At 63.7% G+C, this 16,834-nt stretch carries 16 protein-coding genes; 4 read left to right on the top strand and 12 right to left on the bottom strand.

Annotation, left to right across the window (positions count from 1 at the left end; all coding sequences use genetic code 11):
- Positions 1-9: 9 nt before the first annotated feature.
- On the bottom strand, positions 10-1,209 hold the full coding sequence (locus EH240_RS03825; RefSeq protein WP_124996089.1) for an aspartate aminotransferase family protein: 1,200 nt from the start codon (positions 1,207-1,209) through the stop codon (positions 10-12).
- A 367-nt stretch (positions 1,210-1,576) separates the two neighbouring features.
- Here EH240_RS03825 and EH240_RS03820 point away from each other — a divergent pair, with 367 nt between their 5' ends.
- Positions 1,577-2,095 carry a GcrA family cell cycle regulator gene (locus EH240_RS03820; protein WP_124996088.1) on the top strand — a complete coding sequence of 173 codons (519 nt, stop codon included), beginning with the start codon at positions 1,577-1,579 and terminating at the stop codon, positions 2,093-2,095.
- A gap of 63 nt (positions 2,096-2,158) precedes the next feature.
- On the opposite strand, the gene EH240_RS03815 is transcribed toward EH240_RS03820, so the two are convergent.
- The 3 genes from EH240_RS03815 to EH240_RS03805 all read right to left on the bottom strand — a co-directional run bounded on the left by EH240_RS03815 (position 2,159) and on the right by EH240_RS03805 (position 5,413).
- Complete coding sequence (locus EH240_RS03815) at positions 2,159-3,169, bottom strand: magnesium and cobalt transport protein CorA (RefSeq protein ID WP_124996087.1); 1,011 nt, start codon at positions 3,167-3,169, stop codon at positions 2,159-2,161.
- Between the two features lie 142 nt (positions 3,170-3,311).
- Positions 3,312-4,037: a phosphate signaling complex protein PhoU gene (gene phoU, locus EH240_RS03810; protein ID WP_124996086.1), complete on the bottom strand. Its 726-nt coding sequence runs from the start codon at positions 4,035-4,037 to the stop codon at positions 3,312-3,314.
- Between the two features lie 110 nt (positions 4,038-4,147).
- Positions 4,148-5,413 (bottom strand): ATP-binding protein, encoded by a 1,266-nt coding sequence (locus EH240_RS03805; RefSeq protein ID WP_124996085.1) that lies wholly within the window; start codon positions 5,411-5,413, stop codon positions 4,148-4,150.
- 190 nt (positions 5,414-5,603) lie between these two features.
- Between EH240_RS03805 and ppk2 the strand changes: the two genes are divergently transcribed.
- Positions 5,604-6,509: a polyphosphate kinase 2 gene (gene ppk2, locus EH240_RS03800; protein WP_124996084.1), complete on the top strand. Its 906-nt coding sequence runs from the start codon at positions 5,604-5,606 to the stop codon at positions 6,507-6,509.
- Positions 6,510-6,596: 87 nt separating this feature from the next.
- On the opposite strand, the gene EH240_RS03795 is transcribed toward ppk2, so the two are convergent.
- The 3 genes from EH240_RS03795 to EH240_RS03785 all read right to left on the bottom strand — a co-directional run bounded on the left by EH240_RS03795 (position 6,597) and on the right by EH240_RS03785 (position 9,004).
- Positions 6,597-7,343, bottom strand: coding sequence for an enoyl-CoA hydratase-related protein (locus tag EH240_RS03795; RefSeq protein WP_124996083.1), 747 nt, complete (start codon positions 7,341-7,343; stop codon positions 6,597-6,599).
- 11 nt (positions 7,344-7,354) lie between these two features.
- Positions 7,355-7,993 (bottom strand): acyl-homoserine-lactone synthase, encoded by a 639-nt coding sequence (locus EH240_RS03790; RefSeq protein WP_124996082.1) that lies wholly within the window; start codon positions 7,991-7,993, stop codon positions 7,355-7,357.
- Between the two features lie 279 nt (positions 7,994-8,272).
- A complete protein-coding gene (locus EH240_RS03785; RefSeq protein ID WP_124996081.1) occupies positions 8,273-9,004 on the bottom strand; it encodes a helix-turn-helix transcriptional regulator in 732 nt (243 codons plus the stop codon).
- Positions 9,005-9,252: 248 nt separating this feature from the next.
- Here EH240_RS03785 and EH240_RS03780 point away from each other — a divergent pair, with 248 nt between their 5' ends.
- On the top strand, positions 9,253-10,104 hold the full coding sequence (locus EH240_RS03780) for an ABC transporter substrate-binding protein (protein WP_245435817.1): 852 nt from the start codon (positions 9,253-9,255) through the stop codon (positions 10,102-10,104).
- A 135-nt stretch (positions 10,105-10,239) separates the two neighbouring features.
- Here the strand turns inward: EH240_RS03780 and EH240_RS03775 are convergent, their stop codons facing one another.
- Positions 10,240-10,653 carry a tellurite resistance TerB family protein gene (locus tag EH240_RS03775; RefSeq protein WP_167483909.1) on the bottom strand — a complete coding sequence of 138 codons (414 nt, stop codon included), beginning with the start codon at positions 10,651-10,653 and terminating at the stop codon, positions 10,240-10,242.
- A 157-nt stretch (positions 10,654-10,810) separates the two neighbouring features.
- Between EH240_RS03775 and EH240_RS03770 the strand changes: the two genes are divergently transcribed.
- Positions 10,811-12,460, top strand: a complete 1,650-nt coding sequence (locus EH240_RS03770; protein ID WP_124996079.1) for a lysine--tRNA ligase — start codon at positions 10,811-10,813, stop codon at positions 12,458-12,460.
- Here the strand turns inward: EH240_RS03770 and EH240_RS03765 are convergent.
- The 4 genes from EH240_RS03765 to EH240_RS03750 form a co-directional block, all read right to left on the bottom strand.
- Positions 12,423-13,289 carry a thermonuclease family protein gene (locus EH240_RS03765; RefSeq protein WP_245435816.1) on the bottom strand — a complete coding sequence of 289 codons (867 nt, stop codon included), beginning with the start codon at positions 13,287-13,289 and terminating at the stop codon, positions 12,423-12,425. The genes EH240_RS03770 and EH240_RS03765 overlap by 38 nt on opposite strands.
- 11 nt (positions 13,290-13,300) lie before the next feature.
- Complete coding sequence (locus EH240_RS03760) at positions 13,301-13,945, bottom strand: S24 family peptidase (protein ID WP_124996078.1); 645 nt, start codon at positions 13,943-13,945, stop codon at positions 13,301-13,303.
- A 116-nt stretch (positions 13,946-14,061) separates the two neighbouring features.
- Entirely contained in the window at positions 14,062-14,604 is a 543-nt protein-coding gene (locus tag EH240_RS03755; protein WP_124996077.1) for a thioesterase family protein, read from the bottom strand.
- A 9-nt stretch (positions 14,605-14,613) separates the two neighbouring features.
- A complete protein-coding gene (locus EH240_RS03750; RefSeq protein WP_124996076.1) occupies positions 14,614-16,833 on the bottom strand; it encodes a 3-hydroxyacyl-CoA dehydrogenase NAD-binding domain-containing protein in 2,220 nt (739 codons plus the stop codon).
- Position 16,834: the final 1 nt, after the last annotated feature.

Genomic DNA, 16,834 nt, shown 5'->3' with positions numbered 1-16,834 from the left:
ATTCCAGAATTACTTGGCGGCTTCGGCCGCAATCGCGTCGGTCAGGCTCTTGGCACCCGAGCGGATGCGCTTCAGTGCCTCGCCGATCTCCTCGTCGGTGACGGTGAGCGGCGGCAAAAGACGGATGACGTTGTCGCCCGCCGGCACCGTAAGCAAGTGCTGGTCGCGCAGCGCCATGTTGACCTTGGTGTTGGGCATGGCGCATTTCAGCCCAAGCATCAGGCCGGTTCCCCGAATACCTTCGATGATCTCGGGAAACTCGTCGGCGACCGCCGCGAGCCCCTGCTTCAGGAGCAGCGCCTTGTGCTGGACGTCCTCGAGGAAGCCGTCGGCCAGCACGACGTCGAGCACGGCGTTGCCCACCGCCATCGCCAGCGGATTGCCGCCGAAGGTGGTGCCGTGCACGCCGGCCGTCATGCCGGTCGCGGCCTCGTCGGTCGCGAGGCAGGCACCCATCGGGAAGCCGCCCCCGATGCCCTTGGCGATCGCCATCAGGTCAGGCGTCACGCCGGCCCATTCATGCGCGAACAGCTTGCCGGTGCGACCGATGCCGCACTGGACCTCGTCGAAGATCAGAAGCAGGCCGTGCCGGTCGCAGAGCTGCCGCAACCGTTTCAAGGATTGCGTCGGCACCGGGCGGATGCCGCCCTCGCCCTGCACCGGCTCGATCAGGATGGCAGCTGTCTCCGGCGTGATCGCCTTTTCGGCGGCGTCGATGTCGTCGAACGCGACCTGGTCGAAGCCCTCGACCTTCGGACCGAAGCCTTCGAGATATTTGTACTGGCCGCCGGCCGCGATCGTCGCCAGCGTGCGGCCGTGGAAGGCGCCCTCGAAGGTGATGGTGCGGAAACGCTCCGGATGGCCCTTGACGAACTGGTAGCGCCGCGCCGTCTTGATGGCGCATTCCAGCGCTTCGGCTCCGGAATTGGTGAAGAACACCTTGTCGGCGAAGGTTGCATCGACCAGCCGTTCGCCCAGCCGGCGCTGCTCGGGGATCTCGTAGAGGTTGGAGACGTGCCAAAGCTTGCCGGCCTGCCCGGTGAGCGCCGCCACCAGATGCGGATGGCTGTGGCCCAGCGAGTTCACGGCGATGCCGCCGGCGAAATCCAGATATCGCTCGCCTTTGTCGGTGACCAGCCAGGTCCCCTCCCCGTGATCGAAAGCCAGGGGTGCGCGAGCAAAGGTCTCGTAAAGCGCCGAACCGCTCATTATATGCGTCTCCGGAACCGGAAATCAAAAAAGCCGCCAATGCGGCGGCCTTTGCGGCTTATCATGTTTTTCGGCCATGAAGTCAACGAAAACGTCGTGCAGAAGCGCGCGGCAACGCACCGGCGCCACGCCGGCTCATAACCGGCCCATAAGTGGTCTGGCAAGTTGGGGAAAACCGAAAAAACCGAATCGTGTTGCCTCCGGGACTCTTGTCACCGAGTCACCCCATAAGGTAATTGTAGTCGAGAAATAACTAGATTTCGTGCGGCGGACCTAATCACCCGGTACATGTGGTGTTGTTTGCCCGGCAGGAGCCGGGTCGGGAAAGGATTCTGACTGTCGCACGCCTCAGCAGGAGCGCGGTCTCATGAACTGGACTGACGAGCGGGTCGAACTTCTCAGGAAATTGTGGTCGGAGGGCCTCAGCGCCAGCCAGATCGCCGCGCAGCTCGGCGGAGTGAGCCGCAACGCGGTCATCGGCAAGGTGCATCGCCTGAAACTTTCGGGCCGTGGCCGCGCGACGGCAGCGCCAGCGCGCCAGAAGAAGACGGCACAGGGAGCTTCGATGCAGAAATCGGTGGCCCGCGCCGCAAGCACGGCACGTCATGCGACGGTTTCCATCGGCGCGACCGCGCTGCAGGTGCAGTTCGACGCCGAGCCGGTGGCGCGCCACTACATCCGCCCGGTCGAGAACGTCGTCGTGCCGATCTCGCGCAACCTGCAGCTCGTCGAGCTAACCGAGCGCACCTGCAAATGGCCGAACGGCGACCCGCTGTCGGAAGATTTCAGCTTCTGCGGCAACGATGCCGCCGAGACCGGGCCATACTGCAAATATCACGCCCGTGTGGCGTTCCAGCCGGCAGCGGAACGGCGGCGGGCTCGGTGAATGGCGATACGGCAAATAATGGCCGCGTGAAGTAAGTATCCTTCACTATTCACTATTCACCATTCACAGCCATCCATTCTTCCTGAACCGCCAGTACAGCACCGCGCAGATCAGCGCGATCGCCATCAGCACGGTGGGGTAGCCATATTCCATCTTGAGCTCAGGCATGTCGCTGAAGTTCATGCCGTAGATGCCAGCGAAGGCCGTCGGCACAGCCAGGATCGCGGCCCATGAGGCGAGCTTCTTGGAGATCGCCGTTTCCTGGCTCTGCCCGACGAGCAGGCTGGCCTCGAAAGCGAAGGCGAGAACCTCGCGCAGGCTGTCGATCTTTTCCTGTACGGTGCGGATATGGTCCGTCACGTCGCGGAACAGCGGATGCATGGCGCCATGGACCTGCGGCAGATCGGCACTGGTGAGCCGCCGGCAGACCTCGACCAGCGGCAGCGCCGCGTTGCGCAGCCTGAGCAGGTCGCGGCGCAGCATGTAGAGCCGTTCGATGTCGGTGCCGGTCATCGGCTTCAGCAGCACCTTGTCCTCGATCTGCTCGACCTCGTCCTCGATCTGCTCGAGCACCGGCATGTAGTTGTCGACGATGAAATCGAGAATGGCATACAGGACGAAGTCCTCACCCTTGGCGAGCGAACCCGGGCAGCTTTCCCAATGCTGACGCACCGCGGCGTAGGAGGTCGACGGACCGTGCCTGACGCTGACGATATAGCCGGTGCCGACGAACAGATGCGTCTCCCCGAAGGTGACGCGGCCATCGATCAGCTGTGCTGTGCGGGCGACGATGAACAAGGCATCGCCATATTGCTCGATCTTCGGCCGCTGATGCGGATGCTCGGCATCCTCGATGGCCAGATCATGCAGATGAAACTGCGCCTGCACCCTGAGCAACAGATTGCGATCGGGCTCGAGCAGGCCGATCCAGACGACATGGCCGGGCCTTGCCGACCATTCGCCGGCCTCCTCGACCGAGATGTCGGCGACGCGCTTGCCGGCGGAATAGACGCTAGACGCAATGATGCCGGACGTCGGCTGCGGGGCCGGGGCCAGGTTTCGAACGTTTTCCATCGCAACCTCCCGAGGCAGCGACCGACAAAATCTCCGCGCCTGGAGGAGCTTAGCCTAAATCGAAAGGCTGTTCGAGAGCCACCCGTTCACTTAGCCGATATTGGGGGCCGATATTGGGGCCGAAACTGGGGCCGATATAGGGTCACTTGGCCGATACCGGTCCGGGAAGCACCACCTGGTCGGTCTTGTCGCCCTTCGGCCGGTCGGCCGGCATTTGGTCGCCGGTGACGATGTAATAGATGGTTTCGGCGATGTTGGTGGCGTGGTCGCCGATCCGCTCGATGTTCTTGGCGCAAAAGAGCAGATGCGTGCAGGGCGTGATGTTGCGCGGGTCTTCCATCATGTAGGTTAGGAGCTCGCGAAACAGCGAAGTGTACATGGCGTCGATCTGGTCGTCGCGGTCGCGCACGAAGCCGATCTTCTCGACCGAGCGCGAGGCATAGACGTCGAGCACTTCCTTGAGCTGCGTCAGCGCCAGATTGGCCAGCGCCTCGAGGCCGCGGAAGAGGCTGCTCGGCTGGCGGCCGTCGATGACCGCCGCGACGCGCTTGGCGATGTTCTTGCCGAGATCGCCGACGCGCTCGATGTCGGCCGAGATACGGATGGCGCCGACGATCTCGCGCAGGTCCGTCGCCATCGGCTGGCGCCTGGCGATGATGATGATCGCCTTGTCGTCGATCTCGCGCTGCGCTTCGTCGAGGACGATGTCGTCCTGGATGACCTTTTGTGCCAGACCCGGATCAGCGTTCACGAGGGCCGCGACCGCCTGCTCGACCATGCGCTCGGCATGCCCGCCCATAGCGGCGATGCGCTTCGTCAGGAATTTCAGTTCTTCGTCATAGGCACTGACGATGTGCACGGACTGCATGGGCGAAATGCCTTCCCGGAATCTGCCGCCTGTGTCGTTCCCTCGATCTCCGCTCATACGCTATCGGCATGACAGAAAAAAGAAATCTCCTGTTAGCACATAGGGCGGCCTCAGTGAGCCGGCAAATGAACCGTGAAGGCTGCGCCTTTGCCGATTTCCGACTTGATCGAGAGCCTGGCGTTGTGACGCGTCAGTATGTGCTTGACGATGGACAGGCCAAGACCGGTGCCTTTTTGGGTCCGGCTGTTTTCGACATCGACACGGTAGAAGCGTTCGGTGATGCGCGGGATATGCTCTTCAGGAATGCCTGGGCCGTAATCTCTGACGGTGACGTCGATGCCGGGTTCGGGGCCGGCCTCGTCGCGGACAATCGACACCGTGACCCGTCCGCCCGACTGGCCGTATTTGCAGGCATTCTCCAGAAGGTTTTCGAAAACCTGGAAAAGCTCGTCGCGGTCGCCGGGCACGGAATGCGGCCCGTCGATGAAATCCCGCTCGATGACGAGGCCGTTCTCGCCGGCCAGCGGCGCGAGCGAATCGATGACGCTGTCGATGGTCTGGCGAAGATCGACCTCGGTTCCCGGCTTCAGATAGGGCTTCATCTCCAACCGCGACAGCGACAAAAGGTCGTCGATCAGCCGCGCCATGCGGCCGGTCTGGTTCTGCATGATCTGCAGGAACTGGTCGCGGGCCGCCGGATCCTTGCGCGCCGGGCCGCGCAACGTCTCGATGAAGCCGGCGATCGAGGCGAGCGGGGTGCGCAGCTCATGGCTGGCATTGGCGATGAAATCGGCGCGCATACGCTCGATGCGGCGCGTCTCGCTCTGATCCTTGAACACCAGCACATAGAGATCGGTCGCATGGCCGACCGAGGAGGCGCTCACCCGGTATGTCCGCTCCACGGGAAGCTTTTCCTTGTAGTCGACGACATCGGACGCAACGGTTCCCGAGACGATGCCGTCAAGCAAGGCTTGCATTTCCGGCGCGCGGAATTTGAGCGACAGTGACATGCCGGGCGCCAGTCCACCAAAGGCGGCAAAGGCGGCCGCGTTGGCGTGGACGAGGGTGGCTGTTCGGTCGAAGATGATCAGCGGATCGGCAACGGCGGCGGCCAGATATTCGCCGGAGAGCAACTGTAGGCCGCCGGCCTCGATCGCCGCCGCCTCGTCGGCGGACTGCCGTTCGACGTCGGCGGGCAGCATTGCGGCTGCGACCAGCAGCGCCAGGGCCAACAGCGGCACATAGATCGAAAGGCCGCCGAAAGCGTAGACGGCGAGGACCGCGACGACAGCGGCGGCCAGCAACCAACGGCTGCGCCGCAGCCGGGACGCGGCTGCCTGCGTTGCGCCTTTTCGGTCTGCGCCCCTATCGACCATGCGCTGCCCCGTATCTTCGCCGGTGAAAGTCCACCCGACCGGACCGGCGCATGACCCCATAAAATCGGAATCGATTTTCCGGAATGTTCATGCGCAAAATCAAAGTGCTACGGCAACCCTGCGTCCAGACGGACGCAACGCCTTAGAGGCTCCCATAGCATGAGTCCGCAAGCTGGAAAGGTTCTTCTCGATGGAAAAAGCCAAGGAAAAAGCCGAAGCGGCGCCTGCCACAGGACCGATCAAGATCAAGATCGGCGGCAAGGAACGCGAGTTTGATATCGACAACCCGGTGCTTCCGGACTGGATTGAGGACAACAAGCTGACCGCCGGCGGCTATCCTTACGACAAGAAAATGAAAGGCGAGGAGTATGACAAGGAACTCGAGCGGCTGCAGATCGAGCTGGTCAAGGCGCAGGCCTGGCTGCAGGCGACCGGCAAGCGGGTGATGGCGCTTTTCGAGGGGCGCGACGCGGCCGGCAAGGGCGGCACGATCTTCGTGCTGCGGCAGTACATGAACCCGCGCACGGCGCGCAACGTGGCGCTGACCAAGCCGACGCCGACGGAGCTTGGGCAATGGTACTACCAGCGCTATGTCGACCACTTCCCGACCTCGGGCGAGTTCGTCACCTTCGACCGCTCCTGGTACAACCGCGGCGGCGTTGAGCCGGTCATGGGGTTCTGCACGCCGGAGCAGCACGAGAAATTCCTCGATGAGACGCCGCATTTCGAGCGCATGATCTGCAACGAAGGGATCCACTTTTTCAAATTCTGGCTGAACATCGGCCGCGAGACGCAGCTTGAAAGGTTCCATGACCGCCGCTGGTCGCCGTTGAAGAACTGGAAGTTCTCGCCGATCGACATCGCCGGCATCAACAAATGGGACGACTACACCAAGGCGCGCGACCTGATGGTCGAGCGCACGCACAAGGAGTTCGCGCCCTGGATCGTCGTGCGCGCCAACGACAAGCGGCGCGCGCGGCTCGCCGTCATGCAGCGGATCCTGTTGTCGCTGCCTTATGACGGGCGCGATCTCGACGCCGTCGGCAAGGAGGACAAGAAGATCATCGGCGAAGGGCCGTCGTTCCTGGAGAAGTAGCTTTCACGGTGCCTCGGCCGGCGTTCTCAACATTACAGCGCCGCGCACCTTCTCGGGTACGCGGCGCTGAGTCTTTCTAGGAAAGTTTCACGCCGCCAGGCGGGCGATCCGTTGCAGCCGCTTCAGCGTGGCATCGTCCTGAAGCGCCTGCTGGAACAGCGATATCTCGTGATCGATGCGGTCGCACAGAACGTCCGTATCGCCCTTGAGCAGGCCGCGCGTCTGCAGCAATGCCGCAACGGGCTTCTTGGCGAGCTGTCTTGCTCTTGCCAACGTTGTCTCCTCGGCGCTGCCTTCCACGATCTCGCCGACCAGGCCGAGCGCCTTGGCGTCGTCGACGCCCAGCGTGTCGCCCAGGCAGAAGAAGCGGAACGCGCCGGCATAGCCGAGCTTCTGCGGCGCCAGGATGCTGGTCGCGGCGTCCGGCACCAGGCCGAAATCGACGAACGGCACCCTGAAGGTGCTTCCCTTGGAAGCGATCACCATGTCGCAGTGGAACAGGATCGTGCAGCCGACGCCGACGGCATCCCCGTCCACGCAGGCCAGGACCGGCTTGGGGAAGGTCGCAAGCATGCGGAACATGTCGGTGACGGCGGCAATCAGCTGCTGGTGCTTGGTGGCGTCGAGGAACTCCGAGAAGTCGCCGCCGAGGCAGAAGCAGCCGGCGAGGCCGCGCAGCACGACCACGCGGACGTCGTCATCGATGGCGGCCTCGTGGAAGGTCCTGGCGAGGCTCGCATAGGCGTGCCTGTCGAGCACCGGCCGGCCATCATGCGAGGAGACAGTGACGACCAGCGTGTGGCCGCGCAGTTCCGGTTCGGGATGGAAGCTCATGACCGCCTCCATCACGAAGCCTGCCTCAGGCCGAGCTGGCCGGGATAGCCTCTCATCAGCACTGGCAGGAAATGGTTGCGGCGCTGGCGCACCACCGCCAACGTATGCTCGGTGAAGGAGAGCAGCGTCGCCACGACCTGCTGGTTGCCATAGGTGCGCTGGTAGCCGAGCGGCGTGGCCAGGAAGTGCAGCTGAAGCGCCCGCAGCACCCACATCGGTTCGAACTCGATGATGACCTGGTTGACATTGCGCTTGAGACCCCATTCGACGAAGCCGGCGATCAGCTCGGTGCCGACGGTCGAGACGCCGCGCTTGCCGTCACGGAAGCCCGGCGCCACCGCATAGCGGGTCAGCTCCCAGACATGCGGCCCCGAGGGCGGCGTCCCTTCATAGAGGTCCGACAGCACGTCGGTCAGAAGGTGAGCCCGCGTCGTCGGCAGCATGCGCTGGTAGCCGGCGAGCTCGCCGTTGCGGATGACGAGATGATGTTCGGCCTCCTCATGGTCGAACTGGTCGATCTCGAGGCCGTCCGGGCGATCAAGATCGGTCCACCCCATCTCCTCGACGAAGATCTTGTGACGCAGGCGATGAACCGCTTCCCACAGGTCGGGACGTTCCATCAATTCCTGAGTGGTGAGAGAAAAAAGCATTAGCCGTCTCCTGGGCTTAAGAGGAAGATACGGCCGGGCTTTCCCGAAAATATTACGCGATCGCGTAGGCAAGAATTTCTAGGCCGGCACGGCCGACCCGGACAATATAGCCACGCCTAATCGGCTCCGCGACTGCCGCACACGGTTGGCAAGGCCCAGTTTGCTTTTGGCGTTAAGAAAGCATTATCCGTCTCTTAAGCTTAAGAGGAAGATACGGCGGATTTTCCGAAAATTTTGCGCGATCGCGCGGGCAAGAATTTCTAGGCCGGCACGGCCGACCTAGCTGATATAGCCGCGTCTAATCGCCTCGGCGACTGCCTGCACCCGATTGGCGGCGCCCAGTTTGCTCTTGGCGTTAAGAAGGTGCTTCTCGGAGGTGTGCTCCGAGATGCCGAGAATCTGCGAAATCTCCCACTCGGACTTGCCGACAGCCGCCCATTGCAGGCATTCGCGCTCGCGCGGCGTCAATTCAATGTGATCGATGACCTTGTTGGCCATTGTATGAAGCTGCATGGCGCGGCCGATGGCGTAGGTGGACACCAGCGACACCATTCCGAATTCGACGTCCGACAGCTCGACGGACTCGCCGCCCAGCGAGACCATGACGATCTGACCGTCGAGCGTAACCAGCGGAAAGGCAAGGCCGTCGCGCAGCTTGAACTCGCGGGCGTCGCCCATAACCTCGTCGCTGCTCTTGTCGATGACGATGGCCTGCGAGGCCTCCCGCCACTGGAACGGGGCCTGCAATTGCTTCATGTGGCTGACGACCGGGTCATGGTCGACATAGTTGCGCGCCACGTAGCGCTCCAGCCACTCGCCCGGCCAGTCGCACAGCAGCACATGGTCCTTCTGCTGGCCGCGCGGCGTGCCGGGCTGCGGCACGGTTCCGGCCATCAACGCCGTCAGCCCGAAATTCGAGGTGACGCCGAGCAGCCGCTCGCAGACCGCGGCCGCCGTTTTGGCGTGCTGCAGCTGGTCCATGTATTCCAGAGTTCTATCGAACATGCTCATCGCAACATCTACCCCATGTTGCTTCAGATTTTCATAGTCATCAGTTGATGCCTGAACCACCCTTCGCCATCAACCCCCGATCGCAAGCTCTTCTGCGGCGCCGGTGATCTCCTCCTTGCCGCCGCGCGCGCAGCCACTTGCAAACATGCTAAACCATACGCCCAATTGGCGGGTTTGAAATCAAAAACCGTTGTGCCTGCGTCAATTTCGTACGAAAAGCCGGGGGCATGCCTCGGCGGAGCCTTATCGTGACATTCCGGTGGATATCCCTGGCCCTGATCCCGGCGCTGATCGGAGTGGTGCCGCTCGCCGGCGCGACTCAGGCCGCGGAGCCGCAGGTGCCGGTGCTGTGGGACGCCAAGGAGCGGCTGCCCAAGCCCGATCTTTCCGCGCTGCCGAGGTTGAGATTCCTCACCACCACCGATTTTCCGCCCTTCAACTTCCTCGACGGCTCAGGTCGGCTGTCGGGTTTCCACATCGACCTAGCGCGGGCGATCTGCGCTGAACTCGGCATCGTGGAGAAATGCCAGATCCAGGCGCTGCCCTGGAACGAGCTCGACGACGCGCTGCGGAAGGGCGAAGGCGAGGCGATCATCGCCGGCATCGCGGCGACGCCAGAAAGCCGCGAGAAATACGCCTTCTCGCGTTCCTACCTGCAGTTCCCGGCGCGCTTCATCATGCCGAAGGCGAAGGCCTTCACCGAGCCGATCCTCGACAAGCTGCGCAGCAAGCGGGTCGGCGTCATAGCAGGCTCGGCACACGAGAAGATGTTGCGCGACTATTTCAGCACGGTGCAAGTCGTGCCCTTCGACAAGCCCGAGGACCTCTACGCGGACCTCAAGGCCGGTAAGATCGATACCGCCTTCGGCGACGGCATGCGCTTTGCCTTCTGGCTCGGCGGCTCGGATGCGGCCGGCTGCTGCCGCTTTGCCGGCGGCCCATATCTGGCGCCCGAATATCTGGGCTCGGGCATGGCGATCGCCACCAGGGCGGGCGATCCGGCGCTGGCGGCCGCCTTCGACTACGCGCTGCAGGAGACTTCGATCAAGGGAACCTTCGCCGAGTTCTATCTGCGCTACTTCCCGGTGAGCTTCTTCTGAGTGCTGCTGATATTCAGGTGATGCCGGCCTGACCTGAATGTCAGCAACCCTCGGTCGGGGCCAATGTCAGGTCAGCGTGCGCAAGCGCAGGATGCCGCCATTCGCAAGCCGGCCTCACCTGAATATCGACAAACCCTAAGTCAGCGTGCGCAGACGGGCCTTGGCCGCCCGAGCGATCGCGGCGACGGTCAGCGTGTCGAGGTCGAGCTTGAGGCGGATGAGCTGCAGCACCCTGACCTCCTCCATGCGCATTTCGAGATCGACGGCGGCAACCTCGAAGGCGGCGGCATAGGCGGTGTCGCGCAGCCGCTCCGACAGCGCCTCCGCGGCACGCGCGAGGACGCCTTCCAGCCCGTCCTTGTCATGCAGCGCCTTCTGGCACGCTTGAGCCACCTCAACCAGCCTGTCCTGGTTGAAATCGATGAACACCGGCCAGGAGCGGACGACGTCGCCGATCCGTGCCAGCTCGACATCGGTCATGTCGCGGTCAGATGCCGAAGTGATGACCATCAGGTAGATCAGGGCTTCGTGCGGCGTCAGCAAAGCCATTCAAAACTCCTCAATGATGCCGTCCTAACGTAGGAGCGCCATTGTGGCACGGCAAGGAAAACCGCCGCAAATCGTTGACGCTCCGGCCAGTCGCGCCTAGAGACCGGTTGAAAAACTTACCCTGCGGCGAAAGCCGGCACATGACTGGAACTTTTACATGACGGGATCAAACATCATCGATCTCAATCCCGAGGTGCTTGCGGCCGCCGCCGAGAGCAAGGCTTGGCCGTTCGAGGAAGCCAAGAAGATCATCGCTCGCTACAAGAACAAGGATTTCCCCGAGACCGTCCTGTTCGAGACCGGCTACGGCCCGTCCGGCCTGCCGCACATCGGCACCTTCGGCGAGGTGGCGCGCACCACCATGGTGCGGCACGCCTTCCGGGTGCTGACCGGGGACAAGGTCAAGACCAAGTTGTTGTGTTTCTCCGACGACATGGACGGGATGCGCAAGATTCCGGACAATGTGCCGGATCGCGCGGCACTTGAGCCTTATCTGCACATGCCGCTCACGGCGGTGCCCAATCCCTTGGGCGGCGACTATGCGAGCTTCGCCGATCACAACAACGCGATGCTCTGCCGCTTCCTCGACACATTCGGCTTCGACTACGAGTTCGCCAGCGCGACGAGGTATTACAAGGAAGGCCGCTTCGACGAAGTGCTGCTGCGCGCCGCCGAGCGCTATGACGAGATTATGGCGGTGATGCTGCCGACGCTTGGGCCAGAGCGCCAGGCGACCTACAGCCCATTCCTACCGATCTCGCCGAAGAGCGGCCGCGTGCTCTACGTGCCGATGAAGCATGTCGACGCCAAGGCCGGCACCATCACCTTCGATGACGACGGCACCGAGACCACGCTGCCGGTCACCGGCGGCAAGGTGAAGCTGCAGTGGAAGCCGGATTTCGGCATGCGCTGGGCAGCGCTCGGTGTCGATTTCGAGATGTTCGGCAAGGACCACCAGACCAATGCGGTGGTCTACGACCGCATCTGCGAGATCCTCGGCGGCCGCGCGCCGGAGCATTTCGTCTACGAGCTGTTCCTCGACGAGAACGGGCAGAAGATCTCGAAGTCGAGGGGTAACGGTCTCACCATCGACGAGTGGCTGACCTACGCGCCGACCGAAAGCCTCGGCCTCTACATGTACCAGCGGCCGCGGCAGGCCAAGAAGCTCTATTTCGACGTTATCCCCAAGGCGGTCGACGAATATTATGCCTTCCTTTCCGCCTACTCCCGGCAGGCCTGGAAGGAGCGGCTCGGCAACCCAGTCTGGCACATGCATGACGGCAATCCGCCGGCCATCGACCTGCCGGTGCCGTTCGCGCTGCTGCTCAATCTGGTCAGCGCCTCCAACGCGCATGACAAGGCGGTGTTGTGGGGCTTCATCTCCCGGCATGCGCCGGGAGTGACGCCGAAGACGCATCCCGAGCTCGACCGGCTGACCGGTTATGCCATCCGCTATTTCGACGACTTCGTGAAGCCGACCAAGGTCTATCGCGCCCCCGACGCTGTCGAGCGAGAGGCGTTGGCGAAGCTCTCGGATGCGCTTGGCGCGCTCCCGCAGGGCGCCGACGGCGAAGCGATCCAGAACGCGGCGCTCAACGTCGCGCGGCGGATCGAGCGCTACCAGGACCATTCCAAGCAGAGCCCTGAAGGCGGCCCCGGCGTGTCGGTCGCCTTCTTCCAGATGATCTACCAGGTGCTGATCGGGCAGGAACGCGGGCCACGCTTCGGCTCGTTCGCGGCGCTCTACGGCATCGCCGAGACGCGCGCGCTCATTGAGCGGGCGCTGGCTGGTCAGTTGGCTGCCTGAGCACGCCATCGACCTCTTCGAGGATCGAGCTCGGCGCGGCAGGCGCCGGGCGAGAGAATGCCGGAACCGGCGGCAGGCCGGAAACGTCCGGCGCCGGCCCGAAGATGCCTTTCCTCGCCGCGCGCGCCTTTTCGCCGGCCTCGGCATAAGGACCGCCCTCGGCGGCGCGTGCCCAGCCGTTTTCGACCAGCCATTGGCCGACATCCTGCTTGCCGATCCGGCACTCGGCCGAAATCAGGTCGCGGCCGCCCTCCGGCGGCACCTTGCAGACCACGGCCCGGCCGCGCAGGAAGGCACGGAATGCCGTTCGCGCGCGGATGCCGCAAGCCCAGGATTTGCCATCGCCGGGGCAGGTCTCGTCCTCTCTGACGGTATCGATGCCCGAAACGGTGACCGAATAGCCCTTCGCCTCGATCAATCCGGCGGCGGCCGCAACCGGCTGGAACAGCTTCGTGCCGCTCCAGGCGGCCGGCATTTTCGGCTTGGGCGGCATGGCCAGCGCCAGCTCGCTCAGCGGTGCGCGCGGCTCGACGCGCTCAAGGTCCTCGGCGGCGGGCATTTCAGGCGGCGCCACCACATCGGGATCGATCGCCCGCGAATGCACCGCCAGCTTCGGCGGCAGCGGTGCGGCCGGTGCCAGAATGGCTGAGGTCGCCGGTTCCTCGGGAGCCGCGTCGGTGCCTTGCCCCAACATCGCATCGGCGGTCGGATCGATCTGATCGACCGCGACGATGCTTTCGCTGCCCTTCAGCGAGCGGCCTCCGGCAATGACCAGCGCCGCCATTGCCGAAACCGCGAGAAGCGCGAGAGCAAGATGGAGGACCCGCACCAGCCCGGAACCTATTGGCTTGCCCAGACGATCCGCGCCACCCATTCGACATCGCGCATCGGAATGTCGCGCTCCGGGTGTGCGGGATTGAGCGAGACCAGTACGATCGACTTCGCGGTCTGCCGATCGAGCACCTTGGCCATCACCTCGCCTGCTGTGGTCTTGACGACGACGCGGTCGCCCTTGCGCGTCGGCGCGCCCGGCTCGACGATCAGCACGTCGCCGTTGCGGTAGAGCGGCAGCATGGAATCGCCCTGGACCTTCAGCGCATAGGCGCTTTCGGCCGCCCGCGTCGGAAGCTCGACCAGATCCCAGCCCTGCCCCGAGGGATAGCCGGCATCGTCGAAGAAGCCGCCGGCGCCAGCCTGGGCGAAGCCGAGCAACGGCACGGCTGCGCGCGGCGGCTGTGGCGCTGCGGTGGTGCCGCGTCCTTCGACCAGCACCGTGAATTCTTCCAGCGAGGCGCCGGTGGCCTCGATAATCTTGGCCAGCGATTCGGTCGAGGGCCAGCGCGGGCGGCCGTCGGAGGACAGGCGCTTCGACTTGTTGAAGGCGGTCGAATCGAGGCCCGCGCGCCTGGCGAGACCGGAAGCCGACAGCGAATAGCGCTCGGCAAGAGCGTCGATTGCGGCCCATACGCGATCGTGCGAGAGCAAGTCCGCTCTCCTTCGAAAACAGGAAAAAATGCCTCAGCGTTGTCTAGCGCGCGTGCGTGTGAATGTCCACTGGCGGAAGCTGGATTACCGTCAAAGCTGCGTCATTCGCACAAAACTCAGGCCTGCTTGGCCTGCTCGCGCAGGTTCCGGTGCGAGATCATGAACGCCCGCTCGGCTTCGGTCGGCGGGCGCGGTTGCGCGGAATGGCCGAGCGCTGCGACGACCTCGCCGATCTCGAGAAAGCGGCGGCCGCGACGGTCATAGACGCCGCCCGTGGTCAAGATCAGCGCCGCCGTCTCGCCATTGTCGAGGACGAAGCGGTGCCGGCCGATGACAGAGGTGCCATCCCAGGTCTCGATCGACGACACTACCTCGAAGCGGCGCCATAGCCGGATCTCGCGCACATAGGACACCTGCAGCCCGCCGATCATCGGCGCCCAGCCATTCTTACGCGCCAGCGCGACAAGGCCGACGCGCAGGAAGATGTCGATGCGGCCGAGATCGGCCAGCATCATGTAGCGGGCGTTGTTGAGATGGCTGTTGAAGTCGATGTCGGTCGGCAGGCAGCGAAAGGCCAGCCGACTCTGATCGCCGACCACGTAAGGGCCACGGTTAGACGCCGTGGCCATCATGCGCACGAGGCGCCCCCAGACATACATGACTGCGCGTCAGGCGGCCTTCCTCACCTCGCCCTTCCGGTAAGGGTCGAAGCGCTGATAGAAGGTCTCGCCCTTCTCGGCCATGTCGAGCAAAAGCTTGGGCGCCTTGAACTCGGCCCCGTATTTCTTCTGCAGGCCCTTGGCGATCTTGACGAAACGCTTGGCGCCGATGCCGTCGATGTAGGAGAGCGCGCCGCCCGTGAAGGGGGCGAAGCCGAAAGCGAGGATCGAGCCGACATCCGCCTCGCGCGGATCGGTGACGATGCCCTCTTCCATGACGCGAACGGCCTCCAGGGCGATGCTGACCAGCAGGCGCTGTTTCAGCTCCTCATAGTCGACTTTCTCCGGCTTGAGCTGCGGATAGAGATCCTTCAGGCCTGGCCACAGCTTCTTCTTCGCAGGCTTGGCGGGATAGTCGTAAAAGCCCTTGCCGTTCTTGCGGCCGAAGCGGCCATGCGTGTCGACCATGGTGTTGATCAGCGCCATCTGCTTCGGATCGACGGCCTTCTCGCCGAGATCCTTGATGGTCTGCTTCATGATCTTCTGGGCAAGGTCGATCGCGGTCTCGTCGGTCAGCGCCAGCGGTCCGACCGGCATGCCGGCGGCCTTGGCGGCATTCTCGATCATCGCCGCCGGCACGCCTTCGATCAGCATCTTGTAGGCTTCTGACATGTAGCGCAGCACGCAACGGTTGACGTAGAAGCCGCGCGTGTCGTTGACCACGATCGGCGTCTTCTTAATGGCACGAACGAAGTCGATGGCGACCGCGAGCGCCTTATCGCCGGTCTTCTTGCCGAGGATGATCTCGACCAGCATCATCTTGTCGACCGGCGAGAAGAAGTGGATGCCGACAAAATTCTTCGGCCGCGCCGAGTTCTTCGCCAGCGACGTGATCGGGATGGTCGAGGTGTTCGAGGCGAAGATCGCCGAGGACTTCAGCACGGATTCCGCCTTCTCGGTGGCGAGCTTCTTGACGCCTGAATCCTCGAAGACCGCCTCGACAACAAGGTCGCAGCCGGCAAGGTCAGCATAGTCGGCCGTCGGCGTGATCAGCGACAAGAGCTTGTCCTTCTCCTCGGGCTTGGCGCGGCCCTTCTTCACCTGATCCGTCATCAGGCTATCGGAATGCGCCTTGCCCTTCGCGGCCGATTCCATGTCGCGATCGAGCAGCACCACCGGAATGCCGGCCTTGGCGGTGACATAGGCGATGCCGGCGCCCATGAAGCCGGCGCCGAGGATGCCGATCTTCTTGAACTTGGTGTCCGGCACGCCAGCCGGACGGCGCGCGCCCTTGTTCAGCTCCTGCAGCGAGACGAACAGCGAGCGGATCATCGCCGCCGCTTCCCTGGTCTGCATGATCTCGGTGAAGTAGCGCTGCTCGATCCTGAGCGCCGTGTCGAAGGGCACCAGCAGGCCTTCATAGACGCATTTCAGGATCGCGGCCGCGGCTGGGTAGTTGCCGTAGGTCTCGCGGCGCAGGATGGCGATGGCCGGCGGCCAAAGGTTGGCGCCGGCCGCCGAATAGATCGGACCGCCGGGCAGCTTAAAGCCCTTCTCGTCCCACGGCGCCACCGGCTTCAGGCCGTTCCTGATCATCGCCTTGGCGGTCTCGACGAGCTTCTTCGGCTCGGCGATCTCGTGTATCAGGCCCATCGACTTCGCCTTCTGCGGCGTGAGATTCTGGCCGGAAGTCAGCATCTGCAGCGCCTGCTGCTGGTCGGTCAGCCGCGGCACGCGCTGGGTGCCGCCGGCGCCGGGAAAGATGCCGATCTTCACTTCGGGAAGCGCCATCTTGACCTTGTCGGAATCGGCCGCGACGCGGCCATGGCAGGCGAGCGACATCTCGAAGGCACCGCCCATGCAGGTGCCGTTGATTGCCGACACCCACGGCTTACCGGACGTCTCGATCTTGCGGAACAGGCCGGTCATATAGCCGGCGTTGTCGAACAGCGCCTTGGTCGCCTTCTCGAGGTCCTTCTCCTTGTCGACGGCGAAGGTGGCGAGCATCTTCTGTAGCATGGTGATGTCGGCGCCGCCGGAGAAGCTGTCCTTGCCGGACGTGATCACCGCGCCCTTGATGCCGGCGTCGCCGGTCACATGATCGACGATCGCGTTGAGCTCGCGCATCGCCTCTTCGGTGAAGACGTTCATCGAGCGGCCCGGCATGTCCCAGGTGATGAGCACGATGCCGTCAGCGTCCACGTCGAGGGTGAAATTGGTGTAGCTCATC

Source organism: Mesorhizobium tamadayense, from assembly GCF_003863365.1.
GTDB lineage: Bacteria > Pseudomonadota > Alphaproteobacteria > Rhizobiales > Rhizobiaceae > Mesorhizobium > Mesorhizobium tamadayense.
The sequence above is the reverse complement of the archived record's forward strand: the minus strand, read 5'-3'. Positions and strand labels throughout refer to the sequence as shown.